11 protein-coding genes are annotated in these 15,541 nt (G+C 65.8%); 2 read left to right on the top strand and 9 right to left on the bottom strand.

From position 1 onward, the window contains the following. Window positions 1–15: 15 nt before the first annotated feature. The 7 genes from QU595_RS16245 to QU595_RS16275 all read right to left on the bottom strand — a co-directional run bounded on the left by QU595_RS16245 (window position 16) and on the right by QU595_RS16275 (window position 9,932). The gene (locus tag QU595_RS16245; RefSeq protein WP_315923741.1) at window positions 16–3,183 is read right to left on the bottom strand and encodes an efflux RND transporter permease subunit; all 3,168 of its coding nucleotides are present in this window, start codon (window positions 3,181–3,183) and stop codon (window positions 16–18) included. After that, window positions 3,180–4,439: an efflux RND transporter periplasmic adaptor subunit gene (locus QU595_RS16250; RefSeq protein WP_315923743.1), complete on the bottom strand. Its 1,260-nt coding sequence runs from the start codon at window positions 4,437–4,439 to the stop codon at window positions 3,180–3,182. The genes QU595_RS16245 and QU595_RS16250 overlap by 4 nt, the downstream gene beginning before the upstream one ends. Before the next feature lie 141 nt (window positions 4,440–4,580). Further along, window positions 4,581–5,186 carry a LysE family translocator gene (locus QU595_RS16255; protein WP_315923745.1) on the bottom strand — a complete coding sequence of 202 codons (606 nt, stop codon included), beginning with the start codon at window positions 5,184–5,186 and terminating at the stop codon, window positions 4,581–4,583. A 130-nt stretch (window positions 5,187–5,316) separates the two neighbouring features. Continuing rightward, the gene (gene ilvN, locus QU595_RS16260) at window positions 5,317–5,889 is read right to left on the bottom strand and encodes an acetolactate synthase small subunit (protein WP_315923747.1); all 573 of its coding nucleotides are present in this window, start codon (window positions 5,887–5,889) and stop codon (window positions 5,317–5,319) included. Window positions 5,890–5,967: 78 nt separating this feature from the next. Continuing rightward, window positions 5,968–7,749: an acetolactate synthase 3 large subunit gene (locus QU595_RS16265; protein ID WP_315923749.1), complete on the bottom strand. Its 1,782-nt coding sequence runs from the start codon at window positions 7,747–7,749 to the stop codon at window positions 5,968–5,970. 450 nt (window positions 7,750–8,199) lie between these two features. Then, a complete protein-coding gene (locus QU595_RS16270; protein WP_315923751.1) occupies window positions 8,200–8,784 on the bottom strand; it encodes an HD domain-containing protein in 585 nt (194 codons plus the stop codon). Beyond that, the gene (locus QU595_RS16275) at window positions 8,781–9,932 is read right to left on the bottom strand and encodes a gamma-butyrobetaine dioxygenase (RefSeq protein WP_315923753.1); all 1,152 of its coding nucleotides are present in this window, start codon (window positions 9,930–9,932) and stop codon (window positions 8,781–8,783) included. The genes QU595_RS16270 and QU595_RS16275 overlap by 4 nt, the downstream gene beginning before the upstream one ends. Before the next feature lie 104 nt (window positions 9,933–10,036). Between QU595_RS16275 and QU595_RS16280 the strand changes: the two genes are divergently transcribed. After that, a complete protein-coding gene (locus tag QU595_RS16280) occupies window positions 10,037–10,936 on the top strand; it encodes a LysR family transcriptional regulator (protein WP_315923755.1) in 900 nt (299 codons plus the stop codon). A gap of 64 nt (window positions 10,937–11,000) precedes the next feature. Here QU595_RS16280 and QU595_RS16285 read toward each other — a convergent pair whose 3' ends face one another. After that, window positions 11,001–12,518: a DUF6600 domain-containing protein gene (locus tag QU595_RS16285; RefSeq protein WP_315923757.1), complete on the bottom strand. Its 1,518-nt coding sequence runs from the start codon at window positions 12,516–12,518 to the stop codon at window positions 11,001–11,003. A gap of 245 nt (window positions 12,519–12,763) precedes the next feature. Between QU595_RS16285 and QU595_RS16290 the strand changes: the two genes are divergently transcribed. Continuing rightward, window positions 12,764–14,593: an ATP-binding protein gene (locus QU595_RS16290; protein WP_315923758.1), complete on the top strand. Its 1,830-nt coding sequence runs from the start codon at window positions 12,764–12,766 to the stop codon at window positions 14,591–14,593. A 58-nt stretch (window positions 14,594–14,651) separates the two neighbouring features. On the opposite strand, the gene QU595_RS16295 is transcribed toward QU595_RS16290, so the two are convergent. After that, a complete protein-coding gene (locus QU595_RS16295; protein ID WP_315923760.1) occupies window positions 14,652–15,443 on the bottom strand; it encodes a GGDEF domain-containing protein in 792 nt (263 codons plus the stop codon). Window positions 15,444–15,541 lie beyond the last annotated feature (98 nt).

Below are 15,541 nucleotides of genomic sequence, written 5' to 3' on the forward strand. Positions count from 1 at the left end.
CGCGCCCGCGCCAACCTATTCCGCCGCCGCGCGCCGCCGTTCGTCCTGCTCCGCTTCCTCGAACAGCGACGGCTGCCTCGCGTCTTCCGTCGCCCCGGCCGGAACCGGCTCCGCGCCGCGCTTGCGGCCGAAGCCCAGCAGCCATTCGGACAGCCACTCCATGTAGAGATAGATGACGGGCGTGACGAACAGCGTCAGCGCCTGGGAGGCGAGCAGCCCGCCCACCACCGCCACGCCGAGCGGCTGGCGCAGTTCGGCGCTGGCGCCGGTGCCGAGCGCGATCGGGATGGTGCCCATCAGCGCCGCCAGCGTCGTCATCATGATCGGCCGGAAACGCATCAGGCAGGCGTCGTGGATGGCCTGCCTTGGCCTGCGCCCTTCGCGCCGCAGCACCAGCGCCACGTCGATCATCATGATGCCGTTCTTCTTGACGATGCCGATCAGCATCAGGATGCCGATCACCGCGATCACGGACAGGTCCATGCCCGCGAGCCTCAGCGCCACCAGGGCGCCGAGCACGGCGGAAGGCAGGCCCGTCAGGATCGTCAGGGGGTGGATGAAGCTCTCGTAGAGCATGCCCAGCACGATGTAGATGGTGAGGATCGCGCCGCCGATCAGCAGCCCCTGGTTGGCAAGCGAATCCTGGAAGGTCTTTGCCGTGCCCGCGAAAGTGGTGGAGATCGCGTTGGGCATTTCGATCTGGTCCTTGAGCGCCTGGATGCGCGCCACGGTCTGCCCGAGCGCCACGCCCTTGGGCAGGTTGTAGGAAATGGTGACCGCCGGAAGCTGGCCGAGTTGGTTGACGGTGAGCGCGCCGGCCGTTCTCTGGACATGGGCGAAGGTGCCGAGCGGAACCAGGCCGCCGCCGGCCGTCCTGATCTGCAGGGCGAGCAGGCGCTCCGGCGACCAGCTGATGCGCGGATCGACCTCGGTGATGACCTGGTAGCTGTCGGCCGAGCCGAAGATCGTCGAAACCTGATCGGTGCCGAAGCCGCCATAGAGGCTGTTCAGCAAGGTGCCGGTATCGATGCCGAGCTGGGCGGCCTTGTCGCGGTCGACCACCAGGGAGGCCTGCAAGGCGTTGTTCTGGAGGTCGTTGTTGACGTCGGCGAAATTGGCGTGGTCGGCCGCCATGGCCTCGGTCAGCTTCTGCGCCCACTGGTCGGTCCGGCCGGTATCCAGCCCCTGCACGACGAGCTGATAGGCGCTCGCGGACCCGCGCGTGCCGAGCCGCAGGTTCTGCACCGGCTGCATATAGGCGGATATGCCGGCCACATTGGCGAGTTGGCGGCGGAGCGCCGCAAGCACCGTCTCCAGGTCGGGGCGCTGGTCCTTCGACTTCAGCTCCACGAAGAGCTGGCCCTGGTTCATCGCCTGCGCGCCATAGCCGCCACCCCCCACGGACCAGGCGACATTGGCGACATAGGGCGATTTCAGGAAGACATCCGCCACCTGCCCCTGAAGATTGGTCATGGCGTCGAAGGAGATGTCCTGCCGGGCCTGGGTGGTCACCGAAATCTGGCCGATATCCTCCTGCGGGAAGAAGCCCTTCGGCGAAATCTGGATCAGCCAGATCGACAGCCCTGCCGTCACCACGAAGACGATGAAGACCAGGAAATGATGGCGCAGGCAAAAGCTGAGCATCCAGTCGTAGCCGCGCAGGAAGAACGCCTTGCGGTGCTCGTCCGCTTCGCCCTTGCCCTTCGAAAAGCGCAGCAGGCGCGAGCACAGCATCGGCGTGAGCGTCAGCGACACGAACATCGACGCCAGGATCGCCACCGTCACTACCACCGCGAATTCGTTGAAGATGCGGCCGATGACGCCGCCCATCAAAAGCACGGGAATGAACACGGCGACCAGCGAGATCGAGATCGAGATGATGGTGAAGCCTATCTCGCGTGCGCCCTTCAGCGCCGCCTCGAAGGCGCCGATCCCCTCTTCCTCCATATGCCTGAAGATGTTCTCCAGCATGACGATGGCGTCGTCCACCACCAGCCCGACCGCCAGCGTCAGCCCCATCAGCGAGATATTGTCGATGGAGAAGCCGAACAGATACATCGCCGCGAGCGTCGCGATTAGCGAGATCGGCACCGCCACCGCCGGAATGACCGTGGCCGTCAACCGCCGCAGGAACACGAAGATCACCAGCACCACCAGCGCGATGGTGAGCAGCAGCGTGAACTGCACGTCGCTGACGGCGGCGCGGATGGAGGTCGAGCGGTCGTTCAGCAGCCTGATGTCTGCGGCGGCCGGCAACCGGTCCCTGAACGAAGGCAGCATCGCCTTGACGCGGTCCACCACGTCGACGGTGTTGGCGTCCGGCTGGCGCTGCACGGCCAGGATGATCGCGCGGGTGCCGTCGTACCAGCTCGCGGTCGTGGTGGTCTGCACCGAATCGACCACCCGCGTCACGTCGCCGAGCCGGACGGGATGGCCGTTCTTGGTGGCGATGATCAGGTTGGAGAAGCCGGCCGCGTTGGAAAGCTGCGTGTTGGACGTGATGGTGAGCTGCTGCTGGTTGTTCTGCAGTACGCCGAGCGGCGTGTTGCTGTTGGCCGAGGAGATCGCGGCCTGCAACTGGTCGATGGAAATGCCGCGCGCGGCGAGCGCCGCGGGATCGATCTGGATGCGGACCGCATATTTCTGCTGCCCGAAGATCGACACCTGCGCCACGCCCTCGATGGTCGAGAGCGACGGCGAGATGACGTTCTCGGCGAAGGCATCGAGATCGGTCATCGGCACGGTGTTGCTCACCAGCGACAGGAGCAGGATCGGCGCGTCGGCCGGATTGACCTTGCGATAGCTCGGCGGCGCCGTCATTTCCGGCGGCAACTGGCGCTGCGTGCGCGCGATTGCCGCCTGCACGTCGGCCGCTGCCGCGTCGATGTCGCGGTTCAGCGCGAACTGGATGGCGATGGATGTCGATCCGAGCGAGTTGGTCGTGGAGATCGAATCGATGCCGGCGATGGTGGAGAACTGCTTGATGAGCGGCGTCGCCACCGAGGTCGCCATCGTTTCCGGCGAAGCGCCCGGCAATTGCGCCGAGACGTTGACGACCGGGAATTCGGTGCTGGGCAACGCGGCGACGGGCAGGAATTTGTAGGCGAACAGCCCCGCCAGCACCAGTGCGAACGACATCAGAAGCGTTGCGACGGGCCTGCGGATGCAGAATTCGGAGATCATGGCCGCGTCCCGTCCGCAGCGCTCGCCTGGGCGAGGCTGGCGCCCGCCGCTCCGGCAGCGGAGGCGTCTGCCGTCTTGGCCGCTTCCGCGCGGACGGCCATGCCGTTCTTCAGCCTGGTCTGGCCTTCGACCACCACCTTTTCGCCGCTCTTGAGACCGTTGCTGATGGCGCTGTTGGCGCCCTCGGCCAGCGCCACCTTCACCGGCCGCATCTCCACGGTGCTGTCGGGCTTGACGACGTAGACGAACGGTCCCTGCTGGCTTGGCTGGATGGCAATGGTCGGGATCGAGGTCATCTGCGGCATGGTGCCGGCGTTGACCACCACATTGATATATTGGCCCGGCCACAGCGCCAGGTCGGGATTGGGCACGCTGGCGCGCGCCGCGATCGTTCCGGACGCGGTATCGACGCTGGAATCGACGAAATCGAGCGTGCCGGAACCGACCGGCTCCGGATTGCCGTCCCGCCTCAGCTTCACGGCGCCGGCTTGCGGCTTCGCCAGCGCCTTGTGCAATAGGTCGAGATCGCTTTCGGGCAAGGTGAAGTTGGCCTCAAGCGGGTCCATCTGCGTGATGGTGACCAGCGGCGTGGATGAGTTGGCGTTGCCGTTGTTCGAGGGTCCGACCAGATCGCCGACGGTGACGTTGACTGCCCCGAGCCGGCCGGTGATCGGCGCGGTGATGGTGGCGAAGCCGAGCTGGATCGTGTCGGCGTCGAGTTGCGCCTTGTCGGCCTCGATCGACGCGGCGGTGCCCTTCTGCGTTGCCAGCGCCTGGTCGTAGGCTTGCCGCGTGCCCGCCTGCTTGGCGGCAAGGTCCTTCGCGCGGGCAAGATCGGCGGTGTTGCTCACCAATGTGGCCTGGTCCTTGTCGAGCATCGCCTGGTCCCGCGCCACCTGCGCCTTCAGGGCACGGTCGTCGAGCCGGAACAGCAGATCGCCGGCCTTGACCATCTGCCCGTTCTTGACCGCGATCGAGACGATCTGGCTGGAAATGCGCGCATTGACGTTGACCACGGCCGGCGAGGCGATGAAGCCGATCGCGTAGCGCCTGATGGGGAAGTCGGCCGTGGAGGCTGTCGCCGCAACGACCGAAACGCCTTGCTGACTACCCGCCTGGGGTGACTTCGGCGCAGCGTCGTCCCCGTGCGAGAGCGTCTGCCCGGTCCTGGTCAGGACACCAGGGTAGAAATACAGCCCCGCCGCGACGGCAAGACAGGCGGCACCGACAAGAGAATACACTATCTTCGCGCGCATTCCGGACAGCCTTCGCGTGCCGGTCTATATGATAGTCCGGCTGATCGTGCGTTAGATAGAGCCTATGCGCGGCGAAAAAGGGCCAAAATCAAGCATTACAAACATTTAATGGGGGGACGCCCCTCAGGGTCGCCGCCGCCTTCAGCGCATCATCGGCCACAATGTGGCTGCCAGCAGTCCGCCCATGGCGATGTTGAACCACTTCAGCCGCGCCGGATCGGACAGGAAGCCGCGCAACGCCATGCCGAAACCCGCCCAGGTCGAGACGCTCGGCAGATTGACGATGGCGAAGGCGCCCGCGATCAGCGTCACCGAGAAGAAGGGCTGGTCGGGATTGGTGTAGACCGCCATCGCGGTGATCGCCATGACCCAGGCCTTGGGATTGACCCATTGGAAGGCGGCGGCTTCGATGAAGCGCATCGGCCGTCCCGAACTTTCCTCTCTGTCGCCCTTGGCGCCCATGGAGCGCGACATGGCGATCTTCCAGGCAAGATAAAGCAGGTAGAGGCCGCCCGCGATCTTCAGGCCGGTGTGGAGCGCGGGAAAAGCGGTGAGCACCGTGCCCAGCCCGAAACCCACGGCCAGAAGCAGCACGAAGAAGCCGATGCCGATGCCCAGCATATGCGGCACCGTGCGCGTGAAGCCGAAATTCACGCCCGACGCGAGCAGCATGAAATTGTTCGGTCCAGGCGTGATCGAGGTCACGAAGGCATAGACCAGCAGGGCCAGGAAGGCTTCGTGCGACAAGACAGGCCTCCGAACCGGATCGAACGGCTAGATACGTCAGTTTTGCTGACTTATTAGTCGGCGCGAGTCACGCGAATTGTTGTCACCGTGACAAGTTCCGCCAACGCCCGCCGCTTCCGATCGGGCGGCCCTACATGCCTTGGGAGCCGCGGTTCATCGCCGCAATGCCGGTGCGGCAGATCTCCACCAGCCCGAGCGGCCGCATGATGGCGATGAACTGGTCGATCTTCGTGCTCTTGCCGGTGATCTGGAAGATGAAATGCTCGGTGTTGGCGTCCACCACATGGGCGCGGAACGCATCGGCGAGCCGCAGTGCCTCGACCCGCGCGTCACCGCTGCCCGAAACCTTGACCAGCGCAAGCTCCCGCTCCAGCGGGCGATCGTGGCCGAGTTCGTGCGCGCGCACCGTCAGGTCGACCACGCGATGCACGGGCACGATGCGCTCGAGCTGGTGCTTGATCTGCTCCAGCACATGCGGCGTGCCGCGCGTGACGATGGTGATGCGCGACAGGTGCGTCTCGTGCTCCGTCTCCGAAACGGTCAGGCTCTCGATGTTGTAGCCGCGCCCGGAAAACAGGCCGATCACGCGTGCAAGCACGCCCGGCTCGTTGTCGACGAGGACCGAAAGCGTATGCGTTTCCGGCACCTCGGTTTCCTTGGCGATGAAATAGGCGGAGCCGGTGGGTTGAAGCTGGGCGTTCATCTATGTTTCTCGATCTCGAACTTTGGCGGCAGGGCCAGGACCTGTTTCCGGATGGGTTGGAAAGGCGCGGAACGCGCCTTACACCAGTTCCCGCCCCTTGGCGTCGATGGCGTTGGCAACCGCCTCGTCGGTCGCCTCGTCCGGCAGCAGCATCTCGTTATGCGGCTTGCCCGACGGGATCATCGGGAAGCAATTGGCCAGCGTCGCCACATGGCAATCGAAGATCACCGGCTTCTTCACGGAGATCATTTCCCGGATTGCGTCGTCCAGCCCGGCTGGCTTGTCGCAGCGTATGCCGTGGCCGCCATAGGCTTCGGCCAGCTTGACGAAATCGGGCATCGCTTCGGTGTAGGAGTGCGACAGGCGGTTTCCGTGCAGCAGTTGCTGCCACTGGCGCACCATGCCCATGTACTGGTTGTTCAGGATGAAGATCTTGATCGGCGCGTCATACTGGATGGCCGCCGACATCTCCTGGATGCACATCTGCACCGACGCGTCGCCGGCAATGTCGATGACCAGCGAATCCGGATGTGCGATCTGGACGCCGAGCGCCGCCGGCAGCCCGTAGCCCATGGTGCCGAGGCCGCCGGAGGTCATCCAGCGGTTCGGCTTCTCGAAGTGGAAATGCTGGGCCGCCCACATCTGATGCTGGCCGACCTCGGTGGTGATGTAGGTGTCGCGGTCCTTGGTCAGTTCGTAGAGACGCTGGACCGCATATTGCGGCATGATCACGTCGTCATTCGGCTTGAACGCCAGCGAGTCGCGCGCGCGCCACTTGGCGATCTGTTCCCACCAGGGATAGAGCGCCTTCTTGTCGGTCTTGGCGGTCGCGCGCCACAGCCTGACCAGATCCTCCAGGACATGCGCGACGTCGCCCAATATGCCGATATCGGCCCGCACGTTCTTGTTGATCGACGAGGGATCGATATCGATGTGGATCTTCTTCGAGCCGGGCGAGAAGGCGTCCAGCCGTCCGGTGATGCGGTCGTCGAACCGCGCGCCGATGCAGACCATCACGTCGCAGTCGTGCATGGCCATGTTGGCCTCATAGGTGCCGTGCATGCCCAGCATGCCGAGCCAGTTCTTGCCCGAGGCGGGATAGGCGCCCAGGCCCATCAGCGTCGAGGTGATCGGGAAGCCGGTGAGTTCCACCAGTTCGCGCAGCAACTGGCTTGCCTCGGGGCCGGAGTTGATGACGCCGCCGCCGGTATAGAGGATCGGCCGCTTGGCGCCGGCCATCAGCTGGACGGCGGCCTTGATCTTTTCGAGGTCGCCCTGGACCTTCGGCTGGTAGCTCGTGCGCGGCGCGGTCTGCGGCGACACATAGGTGCCCTTGGCGAACTGGACGTCCTTCGGAATATCGACGACCACGGGTCCCGGCCGGCCCGTCGTGGCGACGTGGAAGGCTTCGTGGATCGTGGCGGCCAGTTCGTTGACGTCCTTCACCAGCCAGTTGTGCTTGGTGCAGGGCCGTGTGATGCCGACCGTATCGCACTCCTGAAAAGCGTCGGAGCCGATCAGCGTGGTGGGCACCTGCCCGGTGATGCAGACCAGCGGGATGGAATCCATCAAGGCGTCCTGCAACGGCGTCACCGCATTGGTGGCGCCGGGCCCCGAGGTGACCAGCATCACGCCGGCCTTGCCGGTCGAGCGGGCGTAGCCTTCGGCCGCGTGGCCGGCGCCCTGCTCGTGCCGCACCAGGATGTGCTCGATGGTGTCCTGCTGGAAAAGCTCGTCATAGATGGGAAGCACCGCGCCGCCCGGATAGCCGAAGATATGCTTGACGCCGTTGTCGATCAGCGCCTGCACCACCATCTCGGCGCCCGTCATTTCACGCCGCTCGCTTTGTCCGTTGCTCATCGGTCCGTTCCGTCTTCCTTGCTTTCCCAGCCGGTCGCTGGTCGTTTAGTCCTGTTTGAGGCAATAAAAAAGGCCCCCGGTGGGAGCCTGTGTGTCGCGCATGGGAGGTCGCTGCCCGGCGGTCACACCGCCTTGCCCATGCGCCTTCCTACGAGGATGAGAACCTTCGTCGTCATGGGCGCGGACACTAGTGGCGCGACGGGCCGGGTGTCAATGGACAAATTGACGTTGGGAAAGCGTTATCTTGCTCCCACCGGCCTGATTTGGCCGCAACCGCCCTCCGGCGGGCGGAGCGGGCGCGGAAACGCCCCGGCGATCCCGCCCGGCCTCCGCGTCGTTTCGGCTGCGGCGGCATTCACGCGCGGTGCAGATCAGCGCCTCGCGGGCTCTGTCGAACAGATAGCACATCGGACGGGACCATCGGGTTGCGGACGAGAGACTTGGGACCGCTCACGCGGCCCCGGCGAAATCCTTCACCACTTTCTCCAGCAGCGGAACGTAGTCGCGGAAGGTCCGCGTCTTCATGCCGGCGACCTTGCCGCCCTCGTCCCAGATGCGCACCTTGACGGCTTCCTCATGGAACGGATTGCTGCGGAATTCCGCCACCTCCTCCCCGTCCATGGGGCCGCCCTGCAAGGAAAGCGTGTGCACCGAGGCCGGCGAAAGCCTGCTGAAATAGGTCGGATCGGTGGCGCAGAGATAGCGCTTGGCGGCCACGTGCAGCCTGACGCACTCCACGATCACCGGCGGAAAGAACGGGGCGAGCACCTCGCCGCCCGCCTCGTCATGGTGCTTGTCCTCGACGTCGTCGGGAGAATACGGCCCGAACTCGCTGGTGTAGTGGCCGATATCGTGCAGCAGGGCGGCGGCGACCAGCACATCGGGCGCGCCCTCCTGCTCGGCCAGCCATGCGCCTTGCAGCATGTGCTCCGACATGGTGACGGGTTCGCCCAGATAGGACTCGGCCCCGCGCCGCTCGAAGATGTCGGCGATGAATTCCACGACGTTGTCGGCGTTCAGCGTCTCGATGTTCATTCCGCGGCCTCCTTCACGCTGCCTTCCATCGCCGCGAGCGTGGACAGAAGCCCGTCCTTGTCGGCGTAGCAGCCCTGCAGCCAGCGGTTGCCGGTTCCGGAAAACGCCTTGCGCGCATGCATGACGCGGGTGTTGTCCACGATGAAGGCCTGCCCGGGCTCCAGCTTGAAGGTCACCTCGAAGGCGGGATCCTCGATCAGTTCCGCAAAACGCCGGTAGGCCGCGTAATAGGCCTCCATATCCTCGAACGGCACGTCCACGGTCGGTGCCAGCGATCGGTTGTTGAAGCGTATCGCGATCATCTCGCCGTCCGGCCCGAGTTCGATCATCGGCCGTTTGGAACGCAGCCGAACGCCGGACGAGCCTGCATATTCGAAGCGCGCGGGATAGGACGCCAGCAGCCGGAACCCTTCCGGGTTCTCGCGTTTCAGGGCTTCCGCGACGGCAAAGCCGTCCACCACCGAGGAATCGCCGCCGTCCACCGTGTTCTCGATGCAGGACAGGATCTGCAGCGTCGGCACCGGGTCGCGATAGGGATTGTCCGTATGCGCCTGCAAGCCCAGATTGGTGAAGGCGAGATTGTTCGGATTGACCTCCGCCCTCACCTCGAACCAGCGCCCGTAATTCGTCTCGCGGATATAGCCGAACAGGTCCGAGACCTTGGCCAGCGCCCCGGATTCGGCCGGAAGGCCTTCCATCACGGCAAAACCGTAGGTCTTCACCGCATCCAGCCAGTTCCGCAGCACCGAAGGGTCGCGGACCGCGGAAGCATAGGACGCGCGCGGCACCGAGCCTTGCATGCTCGCCCTGGTCCAGGTCTTCACGCCGTCGGCCACCCAGCCGGGACCGGACGGCACCGGCCGGTCATAGGCGTTGGCGCGCAGCCACGCGGCGGGAAAGCGCACGGTCTTGTTTTCGGGCGCAAAGCGCACGGAGAGATCGCCGCCCGCAACCTGCGCCTCGCCGATGACCGTGCCGGCGGGAATGTCGAGAATGGTCACCAGCCGCTGCCCGTTGCCGGGGCTGCGGGTCTTGTCGTCCAGCGCATTGTCGCGCAGCCACATGGCGTGGAAGCGCGCGCTGCCGCCATCCGCCCATGTCAGTTCGATTGTCCGCCCATCCGGACTCGTCTCCGCCTTCGTCAGCATGGCTCCGATCCTTGCTTTGCCTTGCGTTGGTCTCGGTTGCAGCATGGCGCGAGGAGAGCCATAATCCAAATTATGTTTTTTCGGCCAAAGATGCGGATTTATTTATGGATAGTTTGAACGGCCTGCCCCCGCTGGATTGGCTGCGCAGCTTCGAGGCCGCGGCCCGCCTTTCCAACTTCACCGCGGCTGCGTCCGAGCTCGGCCTCACCCAGGCCGCCGTCAGCCAGCATATCCGCCTGCTGGAGGAGCGGCTCAAGCGCCGGCTCTTTACCCGCCTGGCGCGCGGCGTCGAGTTGACGCCGGACGGCGCGGCCTATCTGCCGCATCTGCAATCGGCCTTCGCCACGATCGGCGCCAGCACGCGGGAGCTTTTCGAGACGAGACCGGTCGAGACCGTCACGCTTCGTTCGCCCATTTCCTTCGCCGTGCTGATGATCGCGCCGTTGCTGCCCACCCTCGCGGCGGCGGTTCCCTCGGCTCACCTGCGCATAGAGACGATCCACACTCCTGCCGACCAGAGCGAGAATTTTGCGGGGCCGGACATACGCTACGGCAACGGCTCCTTCCCCGGCCGTCGCGCGGACCTGCTGACCCGCGAAACCCTCGTGCCGATGGCCGCGCCCGGCCTGGCGGACGGTTCCGACTGGACCCGCCTGCCGATGCTTTCGGTGGTCGGCGCGCGCGAGATGTGGGGCGAGTGGTTCGCGGCCGCGCGCCTGCCGCCGGGGGCTGGCGCGAGCCTGAAGTTCGACAGCTTCGTCGTGGCGCTGGAAGCGGCGAAGAACGGAGCCGGGGTGTTGCTCGGCTCCCGGCCGCTCGCGAATGCCGCCCTGCGGGAAGGTTCGCTGGTTCCGCTGTCGGATTTCGTGCTGGCGAGCGGAGCCGGCCACCATTTGACAAGCCCCGCGACCGGACCGCTCAGCGGCGCGACGGAAAGCGTCCGCCGCTGGTTGGTGGCCGCGTTCCAGTCGGAACACCGGGCCGGGCCGCAAGATCTCCGCTGACCCGGCTTTGCGCGGAGCGCAGCCAAGGGTCGTTTTCGCGGACCGGATAGCCTTGCGTCAACCGTCAGCCCTTGGGCTTGCAGTGCGGATCATGCGGGTCGCATTTCGGCCGCTGCGCGGCAGGGGCTGGCGCGCGCCGCGCCGGAGCCTGGACCGATGGCCGTGGCGGTGCCTGCCGCATTTCTCTCGGCGGCGCGGCTGGCCGGGCCTGGGTTCTCGCCGGAGCCTGGACTGACGGCCTTGCCGGAGCCTGCCGCATTTCTCTCGGCGGCGCGGGGGGCCGGGCCTGGGTTCTCGCCGGAGCGGGCTTCGGGGGTGCCGATCGCACCGCCGGCCTTGCGGTCGTCGCGGGCCCGGGCTTTGCCGGTCTTGCTGTCGCCGTGGGCGCGGGCTTTGCCGGCTTGCGGTTGACGGCGGCGGCGCCGGGTGTCCTGGGTGCCTGCGTTCTCGCGGAGGGAGGCGTCCCCGGCTTGGGCTTCTTCGCAATCTCCTTTCCCGTGTTCGCCGTAGCTGGCGCTTTCTTGGATGCCGGAGCCTGCGGCGCGCGCTTCGCCGAAGGCGGCGGCGCCGTTTCCTGTGCGGGCTTTTGCTGGCCGGCCTTCGGCGCGGACGTCGCCTTGGCGGCGGGCTGTTTCGGCGGAGCGCCCGCCGGAGCCGGAGCGGCAGCGCCCTTCCCCGTCTTCGCCGCCGCACCCGGGGCGGACGGCAACGCATTCGGCTTCGTCGCCGCACCCTGTCCGGACGGCGATGCGTTCGGCTTCGTCGCCGGCGGCGTGGTCGGCTTCAACTTCGCCGCCGCCTGCTTGACCTGGCGGCCCTTGGACGGATCGAGACGCGCCGCCGCAAAATTGCCGCCGCGCGGCGGCGGCACGATGCCCGCGGCCCTCACCTTGGACACGACGTTGGCGGGCAGCCGAGAGATCGGCGGGCCGGCATTGATCGGAACCGTTTCCCTGCCGAGGCGGGCGGACCCGATATCGTTGTTTTCGTTGATGACCACCCGCTGGTTGATGATCGTGGTGTTCTGGATCAGCGTCTGGTTCTCATCCACCGGCCGCACCACCTGCACGAGATTGGCCGCGCCGATGGCCACCGCCGGCACGAACGTCCACCACACGTCCTCGACCACGACGTCGTCTCGCGGCGGTGCCGGCACCCAGCCTATGTCGTCGTCGCTCTCGCGCCAGACAACCCAAGCCGGCGCCCATTCGTCGCCGACGACCCACACCCAGCCGAGGTCCGGATCGTAAACCCAGCGGCCATAGTGGAAAACGATCTGGCCGAACGGCTCCTCGGATTGCCAGTACCAGCCGTCCTCGGTCCATACCCAATGCCCGACGGTATAAGGCCGCCAGTCCGTATCGACCGACGGCACCCAGACCTCGCCATAGCGCGTCGATTGTTGCCACTCGCCGTAGCGCGACAGCCTTTCGCGCACATGTACGGAAATCACCGCCGCACGGGCTGGCGGGTCGAGCGGCGGCAGCAACGGCGCCAATGGCGTGGCGCCCAGCGCCAGAGCCAGTGCGATGGACGTGGCGCGGCCGCCTCGGCCCAGCGAAAGAGCCAGACAGGAAGTCATGTTCGTGCTCCGCAAATCGACCCTTCGCAGAGAATCCTGCGCCCCCTTTTTGGCGAAATTGAAAAGCCGCTGTCACTTCTTCGTGACCGCAAGGTCGATGCGACGCATTAGCCCGGCGCGGTGCCTCCATCCCGGTCGATCGGTAAAATGCAAGGCAATTGCCTAAGTTGACCGAAACCAATCCCTCTCACGCGCCCTTAACCGGCTTGCCGTAGTTTACGACCGCGGGGATCGGGTGGGATTGCATGTTCGTGGAACGCGAAGCCTCCACAGGCGAAGGTACGTCGCAGGAACGGCGCGGGTCCGGCCAGAATGAAAGCCGGATTCTCGGCCATGTCGTGCAATGCGACGGCGCGCGCGCCGTCATCAGCGCCTTCGCGAATGACGGCGGAACCGGCAGCGGGCATTGGACCGTCGGCAAGATGATCTCGATCAATCTGGGCGGTTCGCGCACCGTCGGGCTGGTCTATGCCATCGACAAGTCGGACCGCGCCTGGGACGCCGCCGGCAGCAACCCCATCGAAGTATGCGTCGAGCTTGTCGGCGAGGTCCGCGACGGCGATGCCCCCGGCGCCAAGCCGGTGTTCGACCGGGGCATCACCAACTATCCGCATATCGGCGCGATCGCGCACCGCATCCGCAGCCGCGACCTGGAGGCGGTGTACGATCTCGCCGGCCGGCGGGCGATCACCATCGGCAACCTCTCCCAGGACGAGGCGATCGACGCCAACATCGCCATCGACGACACGCTGGCCCGCCATTTCGCCATCGTCGGCACCACCGGCGTCGGCAAATCCACCGCCGTCTCGCTGCTCTTGCGCAAGTCGCTGGCCGCGCGGCCCGACCTCAGGGTGCTCATCCTCGATCCGCACAACGAGTTCGCGGCCTCGCTGCCGGAGTATTGTGTGCGGGTGGACGCGACCTCGCTCGACCTGCCCTTCTGGATGTTCCGCCTGGAAGAATTCACCGAGGTGCTTTTCCGCGGCCGCGAGATAGACCCCGAAGAGGTCGACATGTTGCGCGACCTCATCCCGGTTGCGAAGAACCTCTACCGCAATCCGCAGTCCGGCACCTTCCTGCGCCGGGGCGCCGATACGCTGACGGCCGATACGCCGGTGCCCTACCGCATCGCCGATCTGTTGAAGCAGATCGACGAGCGCATCGGCCTGCTCGACAGCAAGGCCGATCGGCCGGCGCTGAAGTCGCTCCGGACCCGCATCGAGCAGGCGGCGGCGGACCCGCGCTATCGCTTCATGTTCAATTCGCGCCTCATCGAGGACTCGATCCACGAAACCATCGGCAACATTTTCCGCGTGCCGCACTATGGCCGCCCCGTCACCTGCTTCGAGATGGCGGGCATGCCGTCCGAAGTTGTGAACTCGGTCTGCTCCGTGCTGGCGCGCCTCGCCTTCGACCTTGCCTTGTGGAGCGAGGGCAAGTTGCAGCTTCTCCTCCTGTGCGAGGAAGCGCATCGCTACATGCCGGCCGATCCGCGCCTGGGCTTCGCGCCGACGCGGCACGCTCTGTCGCGCATCGCCAAGGAAGGCCGCAAATATGGCTGCTATCTCGGCGTGGTGACGCAACGGCCGGGCGAACTCGACCCGACGATCCTGTCGCAATGCTCCACCTTCTTCGCCATGCGGCTCGCCAACGAGGCCGACCAGGCCATCATCCGCTCGGCCATCGCCGATTCCTCGGCCTCGAGCCTCGCCTTCCTGTCCTCCATGGGCCAGCGCGAGGCCATCGCCTTCGGCGAAGGCGTGGCCACCACCATGCGCCTGAAGTTCGAGAGGCTGGACGACAGCCTGCTGCCCGGCGCCGCCAAGCGCAAGGTCGGCGAGCCCGAAGGCGACGACGCCAATGTCGACCTGGCCGCGATCGTCGAGAAATTGCGCAACGTGCCGAAGCCGCAGACCTCCGCGATGGCCTTTTCCGAACCCGTGGCCACGACGGTTCAGGCCGGCGATGCCGGCTACCGCAAGCCGGCGTCGCCGCGCATTCAGCCGGACACCGATTTCGACATGCGCTACGGGTTGAAGCCGACGACCTTCGGCATGCGCCCGCAAAACGAGTAGCACCGGCTGGCAAAAACCGACCGAGCCTGGCGTTTCGCGGCCAAACCCGCTGCAGATCTCAGGCGCAGACCCGGTTCCTGCCCTGCCTCTTGGCCTTGTAGAGCTGCTTGTCGGCGCGGCGGAAGAACTCCTCCGCCGCCTCCTTGCCGTCCCACACCGCGAGCCCCACGCTGGTGGTGACGCGCAACCGCGTGCTTCCGGCCAGCACCGGGGTGGCCTCGATGGCCTTGCGGATGCGCTCGGCGAACCGCTCCAGGACAGGGCTTTCCATGTTCGGGGTGACGACCGCGAACTCTTCGCCGCCCAGTCGCGCGGCGACGTCGTGATAGCGCGTCATGTTCTTCAGGCAGTTCGCCACGACCCTGAGCACTTCGTCGCCGACGTCGTGGCCGTAAGTGTCGTTCACCTGCTTGAAGTGGTCGAGATCGAGGATCATCAGGCCCACGGGCCTGCCGATGCGTCGGAACTCCGCGATATATTCCTTCAGCGCATCGTCGAAATAGCGACGGTTCTGCATTCCCGTCAGCGCATCGGTCAGCGCCGCCTGCTCCAGCGTCTCGGAACGCTCGCTGAGCGACAGCGTCATGGCGCGAAGCTTGCCTTCTTCCCGCACCTGCTTGCGGATGAGCGGATAGATGAAGAACACGCCGAAGAACAGGGCCGTGGCCAGAAGCACGCCGACGACGAACAGCAACTCGTTCAGATAGACGATGTCCGCGATCCGCGAGGGACGCGTGAAGCTGGGAGCCAGCGCATGGAGAAAAGCATAGGCACGCGCCGTCACCAGCCCGGCGGCCAGCACGACGATTATGAAGATGAAGAACGCCGACTCCGCCCTGTGGAAACGCATGCCGCCCGCCGGAATTGCCCTCCGGTCCTTATGTCAGCCTCGAACTTACAGACAGTTAAATTCGACAACTAAAATGCGAGAGATACTCTTTCGAGCAT

The sequence above is a fragment of the Mesorhizobium sp. SP-1A genome (assembly GCF_032460275.1).
Classification (GTDB): domain Bacteria; phylum Pseudomonadota; class Alphaproteobacteria; order Rhizobiales; family Rhizobiaceae; genus Mesorhizobium.

Excerpts from the sequence above, each read along its gene's own strand:
- QU595_RS16250 (WP_315923743.1), bottom strand. The coding sequence starts at position 4,439 with ATGCGCGCGAAGATAGTGTATTCTCTTGTCGGTGCCGCCTGTCTTGCC.
- QU595_RS16280 (WP_315923755.1), top strand. The coding sequence starts at position 10,037 with ATGGATAGTTTGAACGGCCTGCCCCCGCTGGATTGGCTGCGCAGCTTC.
- QU595_RS16270 (WP_315923751.1), bottom strand. The coding sequence starts at position 8,784 with ATGAACATCGAGACGCTGAACGCCGACAACGTCGTGGAATTCATCGCC.
- QU595_RS16285 (WP_315923757.1), bottom strand. The coding sequence starts at position 12,518 with ATGACTTCCTGTCTGGCTCTTTCGCTGGGCCGAGGCGGCCGCGCCACG.
- QU595_RS16275 (WP_315923753.1), bottom strand. The coding sequence starts at position 9,932 with ATGCTGACGAAGGCGGAGACGAGTCCGGATGGGCGGACAATCGAACTG.
- QU595_RS16290 (WP_315923758.1), top strand. The coding sequence starts at position 12,764 with ATGTTCGTGGAACGCGAAGCCTCCACAGGCGAAGGTACGTCGCAGGAA.
- ilvN (WP_315923747.1), bottom strand. The coding sequence starts at position 5,889 with ATGAACGCCCAGCTTCAACCCACCGGCTCCGCCTATTTCATCGCCAAG.
- QU595_RS16265 (WP_315923749.1), bottom strand. The coding sequence starts at position 7,749 with ATGAGCAACGGACAAAGCGAGCGGCGTGAAATGACGGGCGCCGAGATG.
- QU595_RS16295 (WP_315923760.1), bottom strand. The coding sequence starts at position 15,443 with ATGCGTTTCCACAGGGCGGAGTCGGCGTTCTTCATCTTCATAATCGTC.
- QU595_RS16245 (WP_315923741.1), bottom strand. The coding sequence starts at position 3,183 with ATGATCTCCGAATTCTGCATCCGCAGGCCCGTCGCAACGCTTCTGATG.